Source organism: Escherichia sp. TW14182 (assembly GCF_000208525.1).
Classification (GTDB): domain Bacteria; phylum Pseudomonadota; class Gammaproteobacteria; order Enterobacterales; family Enterobacteriaceae; genus Escherichia; species Escherichia ruysiae.
Map to the genome: position 1 here is coordinate 1 of NZ_AEJZ01000050.1, position 6,925 is coordinate 6,925.

General features: G+C 52.0%; 7 protein-coding genes. 3 read left to right on the forward strand and 4 right to left on the reverse strand.

Translation table 11 applies throughout. The features are described from left to right. Window positions 1–1,530, forward strand: a 1,530-nt coding sequence (gene dld / locus EQY_RS0104975) for a D-lactate dehydrogenase (protein ID WP_000564034.1), incomplete at its 5' end; no start/stop codon positions are given. Window positions 1,531–1,650: 120 nt separating this feature from the next. Here dld and pbpG read toward each other — a convergent pair. Together pbpG and EQY_RS0104985 are read right to left on the reverse strand one after the other, a co-directional pair. Continuing rightward, a complete protein-coding gene (gene pbpG / locus EQY_RS0104980; protein WP_010347193.1) occupies window positions 1,651–2,583 on the reverse strand; it encodes a D-alanyl-D-alanine endopeptidase in 933 nt (310 codons plus the stop codon). Window positions 2,584–2,756: 173 nt separating this feature from the next. Next, a complete protein-coding gene (locus tag EQY_RS0104985) occupies window positions 2,757–3,344 on the reverse strand; it encodes a Yip1 family protein (RefSeq protein ID WP_000020073.1) in 588 nt (195 codons plus the stop codon). A 169-nt stretch (window positions 3,345–3,513) separates the two neighbouring features. Between EQY_RS0104985 and EQY_RS0104990 the strand changes: the two genes are divergently transcribed. Continuing rightward, window positions 3,514–4,092 carry a DedA family protein gene (locus EQY_RS0104990; RefSeq protein ID WP_024212410.1) on the forward strand — a complete coding sequence of 193 codons (579 nt, stop codon included), beginning with the start codon at window positions 3,514–3,516 and terminating at the stop codon, window positions 4,090–4,092. A 125-nt stretch (window positions 4,093–4,217) separates the two neighbouring features. Here EQY_RS0104990 and EQY_RS0104995 read toward each other — a convergent pair whose 3' ends face one another. Together EQY_RS0104995 and mdtQ are read right to left on the reverse strand one after the other, a co-directional pair. Further along, a complete protein-coding gene (locus EQY_RS0104995) occupies window positions 4,218–4,979 on the reverse strand; it encodes an SDR family oxidoreductase (RefSeq protein ID WP_000079566.1) in 762 nt (253 codons plus the stop codon). Window positions 4,980–5,031: 52 nt separating this feature from the next. Beyond that, complete coding sequence (gene mdtQ / locus EQY_RS0105000; RefSeq protein ID WP_001078098.1) at window positions 5,032–6,468, reverse strand: multidrug resistance outer membrane protein MdtQ; 1,437 nt, start codon at window positions 6,466–6,468, stop codon at window positions 5,032–5,034. Window positions 6,469–6,691: 223 nt separating this feature from the next. On the opposite strand from mdtQ, the gene yohP reads away from it, so the two are divergent. Then, window positions 6,692–6,775, forward strand: a complete 84-nt coding sequence (yohP, locus tag EQY_RS26705; RefSeq protein WP_000691708.1) for a small membrane protein YohP — start codon at window positions 6,692–6,694, stop codon at window positions 6,773–6,775. Window positions 6,776–6,925 lie beyond the last annotated feature (150 nt).

The window sequence follows — 6,925 nt, forward strand, 5'->3', positions numbered from 1 at the left end:
AAAGCCTGCGTTACCGCCGACAAAATTATTCTGATGCAGGCCGCCAATACCGGTCTGACCGAAGGCTCGACGCCAAACGGTAACGACTATGATCGCGATATCGTGATCATCAGCACCCTGCGTCTCGACAAACTGCACGTTCTCGGCAAGGGCGAACAAGTGCTGGCATATCCTGGCACCACGCTCTATTCGCTGGAAAAAGCTCTCAAACCGCTGGGTCGCGAACCGCACTCGGTGATTGGTTCGTCGTGCATAGGTGCATCGGTCATCGGCGGTATCTGTAATAATTCCGGCGGCTCGCTGGTGCAGCGTGGCCCGGCATATACCGAAATGTCGTTATTCGCGCGCATAAATGAAGACGGCAAACTGACGCTGGTGAACCATCTGGGGATTGATCTGGGCGAAACACCAGAGCAGATCCTCAGCAAGCTGGATGACGATCGTATCAAAGAAGATGATGTTCGCCACGATGGTCGTCACGCCCACGATTATGATTATGTTCACCGCGTTAGGGATATTGAAGCCGACACACCCGCACGTTATAACGCCGACCCGGATCGCCTGTTTGAATCCTCCGGTTGCGCCGGAAAACTGGCAGTATTCGCGGTACGTCTTGATACCTTCGAAGCAGAAAAAAATCAGCAGGTGTTTTATATAGGCACCAATCAGCCGGAAGTGCTGACTGAAATCCGCCGCCATATTCTGGCTAATTTCGAAAATCTGCCGGTTGCAGGGGAATATATGCATCGGGATATCTACGATATCGCGGAAAAATATGGCAAAGACACCTTCCTGATGATCGATAAACTTGGCACCGACAAGATGCCTCTCTTCTTTAACATCAAAGGGCGTACCGATGCGATGCTGGAGAAAGTGAAATTCTTCCGTCCGCATTTTACCGACCGTGCGATGCAAAAATTCGGTCATCTGTTCCCCAGCCATTTACCCCCGCGCATGAACAGCTGGCGCGATAAATATGAACATCATCTGCTGTTAAAAATGGCGGGCGATGGCATTGGCGAAGCGAAATCGTGGCTGGTGGATTATTTCAAACAGGCTGAAGGTGATTTCTTTGTCTGTACGCCGGAGGAAGGCAGCAAAGCATTTTTACACCGTTTCGCCGCTGCGGGGGCGGCAATTCGTTATCAGGCCGTGCATTCCGATGAAGTCGAAGACATTCTGGCTCTGGATATTGCTCTGCGGCGTAACGATACCGAGTGGTATGAGCATTTGCCACCGGAGATCGACAGCCAGTTGGTACACAAGCTCTATTACGGCCATTTTATGTGCTATGTCTTCCACCAGGATTACATCGTCAAAAAAGGTGTGGATGTACATGCGTTGAAGGAACAAATGCTGGAGCTGTTACGCCAGCGCGGCGCGCAATATCCTGCCGAGCATAACGTCGGTCATTTGTATAAAGCACCGGAGACGTTGCAGAAGTTTTATCGCGAGAACGATCCAACCAACAGTATGAACCCTGGGATCGGTAAAACCAGCAAGCGGAAAAACTGGCAGGAAGCAGAGTAAATATAGCCGGATGCCTGATGCAGATGTAGGCCTGATAAGATGCGCCAGCATCGCATCAGGCATCGTGCCCGAATGCCGGATGCGGCGTAAACGCCTGATCCGGCCTACAGGCAAGCAAACTTAATCGTTCTGTGCCGTCTGCCCCGCCGCCGCCATCTGAGCGGCTTTTTGTTTTTTATAGCTCAACGCCGCAGCCGGAACAGGCATCACTTTACCGGTCTCAATCCAGGTACGCAGGCGGCTGGCATCGGCAAAATGGGTATATTTGCCAAATGCATCCATCACCACCAGCGCCACCGGTTTATTATTGATAACCGTGCGCATCACCAGGCAATGCCCTGCGGCATTGGTAAAACCGGTTTTGGTTAACTGAATATTCCAGTTATCGCGATAAACCAGATGGTTAGTATTGCGGAACGGCAGGGTGTACGTCGGATTAGAGAAGGTCGCCATATCTTCACGGGTGGTACTCAACTGACCGATCAACGGATATTGTTTGCTGGCAATCAGCAATTTGGTCAGGTCACGGGCCGTCGAAACGTTATGCACCGACAACCCGGTCGGTTCAACAAAGCGCGTGTTGTTCATTCCGAGCGACTTCGCTTTCGCATTCATCGCTTTAATAAAAGCGTTATAACCACCAGGATAATGGTGCGCCAGGCTTGCCGCCGCGCGGTTTTCCGAAGACATCAGCGCCAACAACAGCATATCTTTACGGCTGATTTCGCTGTTCAGTCGCACGCGCGAATAGACCCCTTTCATCTCTGGCGTCTGGCTGATATCCACTTTCAGTTTTTCATCCAGCGGCAGTCGTGCGTCAAGCACCACCATTGCGGTCATTAATTTGGTGATTGACGCAATCGGACGCACCAGATCCGGGTGGTTCGAATAGATCACTTTGTTGGTATTCAGATCAACAATCATCGCACTACCGGAAGCGATTTCCGGCTGCGAAGCTGTGGTAGCGGCGGTCGTTTTCGCAACGGCCTGTGGTGCAAAAGGCACAGCCAGCATTAGAGCCAGGCTAAATAAAGAAACTCGAAATTTCGGCATGATGAGCATTCAGATAGTGGTTCACGCGCACGGGTTGCGCACCGCCGGAGTAAGGATTTACTGAGGCTAGCGACGCCATCATAACGAGCAAAAAGTGCGATCGTCAAAGGAGAATCGTGAGGAAATGCTGCATTGCTGACATTTACGTCAGCAATGCAACGCAAAAGAACTTTCTAGAACAGCCGATAACCGTACCCCCACAGAATAACGGTAATAGCGAGCAGCACTTCCAGCACCAGTACGCCAATCGCCAGCGTCGAACTGGAGAAACTAAGACCTTCCTCTTTGTTGATATTCAGGAAGCTCGGAATACCGAGATAAAGCAGATAGCCGGTGTAAAACAGCGCCACCGTGCCGACCAGCGCGCACAGCCAAACCAGCGGATAAAGCGCCACCAGGCCGCTTAAAAACAGCGGCGTTGCGACATATCCGGCAAAGACCATACAGTGCGCAAGCGATGGACGTTGCGGATATTTGCGCGCCATCCACCAGATGACTCGCCCCATCACCGCGACCCCTGCCAGCATAACGCCATAAAACAGGACAGCCAGCGCCAGTCCGGTAAACCAGGATAACTTCAGGATAGTGCCATCGCCAAAATTCCAGCCAATTTGCGTGGTGCCAATGAAGGCACAGATCACCGGAATCGCCGCCATCAGCAAAACGTGGTGGGTGTAGTGATGAGAAATCGTTTCGTTTTCACGATTAATCACCTGCATTTCACGATCGGGATGGGAAAACAGTCCCCAGACATGGCTCATACCGCCCCCTTTTTGTGAGTTGCTGAACCTGACAGTTCAAGTATAAGTCAGCTTGTGGTTATTTTTTGCCCTGTCGTGAAATTTGCGTCGCGTGATGAAACGCCTTTTTCTGCGCAAACAATTCACAGGGTGTATGCTTACAGGCAACCAAAGGGAGACAGACTGGCCTATGGATCTCAATACACTCATCTCACAATATGGTTATGCCGCGCTGGTGCTCGGCAGTCTGGCTGAGGGTGAAACCGTGACTTTGCTGGGAGGCGTTGCGGCACATCAGGGATTATTAAAATTCCCGCTGGTGGTTCTTTCTGTGGCGCTTGGCGGCATGATTGGCGACCAGGTGCTTTATCTGTGCGGACGGCGGTTTGGCGGCAAGCTGTTGCGTCGTATCTCAAAGCATCAGGATAAAATTGAGCGGGCACAGAAACTGATCCAGCGCCATCCGTATCTGTTTGTTATTGGCACGCGTTTTATGTATGGCTTTCGGGTCATTGGCCCGACGCTGATTGGTGCCAGCCAGTTGCCACCGAAAATCTTTCTGCCGCTGAATATTCTCGGCGCTTTTGCCTGGGCGTTGATTTTTACCACTATCGGTTACGCCGGTGGTCAGGTGATTGCGCCGTGGTTGCACAGTCTTGATCAGCATCTGAAACACTGGGTCTGGTTGATTCTGGCCGTGGTTCTGGTGGTTGGCGTGCGCTGGTGGCTGAAACGGCGCGGGAAGAAAAAGCCGGATAATCAGGCGTAAAGCAGTTGCCACAGATAAGTCGTTCGCGCCGCATCCGGAACCAGGTGTTCCATGCCTGATGCGACGCTGGCGCGTCTTATCATGCCTACAACATACCCATTGAAATATCCACATATCCCATTGCGCTACTCCGGTTTAAACTGCGGATTCGCCAGCATAAAACCGCCATCGACAATCAACGACTGCCCGGTGGTGTAATTTGCGCCTTCGGAACATAGCCAGGCCACCAGACTGGCAATCTCATGCGTTGCGCCGAAACGCCGCAAGGGAATTGATGGCTCTGCATCGGGCTTCACGTCGCCGTCATCCATGCCGTTCATCGGCGTGGCGATGGCACCTGGCGCGACCGCATTCACCAGAATCTTATGCCTGACCAGTTCGAGCGCCATCGCTTTGGTTAACCCGCCGAGTGCATGTTTAGCGGCGGTGTAGGCGCTGGCATCCGGCAGCGGCGTATGTTCATGTACCGATGTAATGTTGATGATGCGACCACCTTGCCCCTGTTTCACCATCTGGCGGGCGGCAATTTGCGAGCATAAAAAAGCACCATCGACATCAACGGTAAAAATCTTGCGCCACTCATCAAAAGCCATATCAAGAAACGGCGCTTTGGTCATCGCTCCCGCGTTATTCACCAGCACATCAATACGCCCCAGTCGTTGAATGAGTTTCTCCAGCGCCTGCGCACCTTCTGGTAGATTGCCGAGATCCAGTTGCACCATCTCCGCACGGACGCCGTAGCTAACCACTTCACGCGCGGTTTCTTTTGCCCCTTCTTCATCTGAGTGCCAGGTAACGCCTATATCAAAACCCTGTTGCGCCAGTAATAACGCGCACTCTTTACCGATCCCCGAATCGGAGGCGGTAATTATCGCGACCTGTGCCATAGAGTTCTCCACTTAACGCTGAATAAACGTTAAGTATAGAAGGCGCATATCATCAGCGTTTGTAGCCCCCACCCAGTGCGCCGGTGAGTTGAACGGAGGCATCCAGCCACTGCCCCTGCAAGAGCAGACCGTTCGCCCGCTCACGCAGCGCCGGGATTCTTGCCTCGCTGACGCGGGAACCAGCAATGATGCCCGCGTTAAAACGCGCCTGCGCCAGACCAACGACTCGCAGGGCATCGCGCTCAATTTGCGCCTGATGCTGGTTTTTCTCCGCCAGTGTCTGAACCTGACTGGCTGCCCGCGCCACGTCATTTACCGCTTCAACCACCGCTTTGTTGTAGCTGGCGATAGACAAGTTGCTTTCGGCTTTCGCAATATCGAGATTGGCGTTAAGACGACCGCTATCGAAAATGGGTAGCGTCAGGCCTGCCGTAACGCCCATTTGCTGCGCGGAATGGCGGAACAGATCGCTTAAGTGCAATGCATCTTGTTGCAGGAAGGCCATCAGGTTTATGTCGGGGTAAAAGGCCGCTTTTGCCGCGTCGATGCTGCTTAAGGATGATTCAACGTACCAGTGCGCCGCCTGCAAATCGGCACGGCGTGCCAGCAAGGAATAACCCAGTTCATCAGGAAGCTGACTTGTCACTTCAGGCAGCACGACCGGATGCAGCTTTAAGGCGCTCGTCTGGCTGTTAGTCAGCGCACTTAACCGCGCCTCAATAATTTTCATTTTTCCCGCCGCATCGTTGCGCTGCTGCCGGGTTTTACTGGCATTAATATCGGTTTCCACACCTTCAACCGAAGAGGTAATTCCGTTTTGATACAACTGGCGATCGGTCGCGATAATGGTGTTCTGCTCTTTTTCGATTTGCTGCAAGACAGTATTTAACGCCGCCTGGGTTTGCCACTCCCAGTACAGACGTGCCACGCTGCCAGCCAGCAATTGGCGAGTTTGCTCGCGTTCCGCCACCCGTGCTTTAACCGTACCCAGGCGAGCAGTAACCTCCGCCCGATTCTTTCCCCAGATATCAAGATGCCAGCCCGCCGTTAAGCCAAAAGTACCGTTGGTGTACCACGGACCGGTCGTACCTGCGGCAGGATCGTTCAGAGCAAACGGCCCCATTAACCCTTCTGCCGACATTTTTTGCCGCTCCATATCCGCAGAAAAGTCGATCTGCGGACCATCCTGAGTGGCAACTGCCTTCGCCTGTGCTTCAGCCAGTTGAATGCGCTGTTCAGCCACCTGCATATCCGGTGCGTTCTGTAGTGCATTGTTAATTAATGAAGTGAGTTGATCATCGTGATACTCCAGCCACCATTGGCTGTCTGGCCAACCATTTTTCAGCGCCGTGGGTAATGCGGTGTCAACTTGTGCAGCGGGCGTTTGCTGGCTTAACGCCTGGCGGGTTTCATGCATAGGCGCACACCCGGCCAGCATCAGTAACAGCGGAAAACAGGCGATGGCTGGATAAAAGGAATCACGATTCATGGGTGAATAATCAGGTAAGAAAAGGTGCGCGGAGATTACCGTGTGTTGCGATATATTTTTTAGTTTCGCGTGGCAATACATCACTGGCAATAGAACGACATATCCAGAAAAACATACAGTAAGTAAATGATATTCTCCGATTTATCTTAATCGGTTATGAATAACGGCAAAGGGTTTTATTTTTTCCTATACTTACTCAGCACTCACAAATAAAGGAACGCCAATGAAAATTATACTCTGGGCTGTATTGATTATTTTCCTGATTGGGCTACTGGTGGTGACTGGCGTATTTAAGATGATATTTTAAAATATCAGATAAACCAGATATGACATATAGGTAGTCAGGTTAGTCATTAGATGTTTTGTGTACTTGATTTACAAACAGCTCCGGTGTTGGTGGCGTCAAAATCGCCGAGGCGTTCCCTGGAGGCCGGGGCAGCCCACATGGATGTGGGCT

Coding starts and splice junctions, on each gene's coding strand:
- EQY_RS0104990 (WP_024212410.1), top strand. CDS start 3,514: ATGGATCTCAATACACTCATCTCACAATATGGTTATGCCGCGCTGGTG.
- mdtQ (WP_001078098.1), bottom strand. CDS start 6,468: ATGAATCGTGATTCCTTTTATCCAGCCATCGCCTGTTTTCCGCTGTTA.
- yohP (WP_000691708.1), top strand. CDS start 6,692: ATGAAAATTATACTCTGGGCTGTATTGATTATTTTCCTGATTGGGCTA.
- EQY_RS0104985 (WP_000020073.1), bottom strand. CDS start 3,344: ATGAGCCATGTCTGGGGACTGTTTTCCCATCCCGATCGTGAAATGCAG.
- pbpG (WP_010347193.1), bottom strand. CDS start 2,583: ATGCCGAAATTTCGAGTTTCTTTATTTAGCCTGGCTCTAATGCTGGCT.
- EQY_RS0104995 (WP_000079566.1), bottom strand. CDS start 4,979: ATGGCACAGGTCGCGATAATTACCGCCTCCGATTCGGGGATCGGTAAA.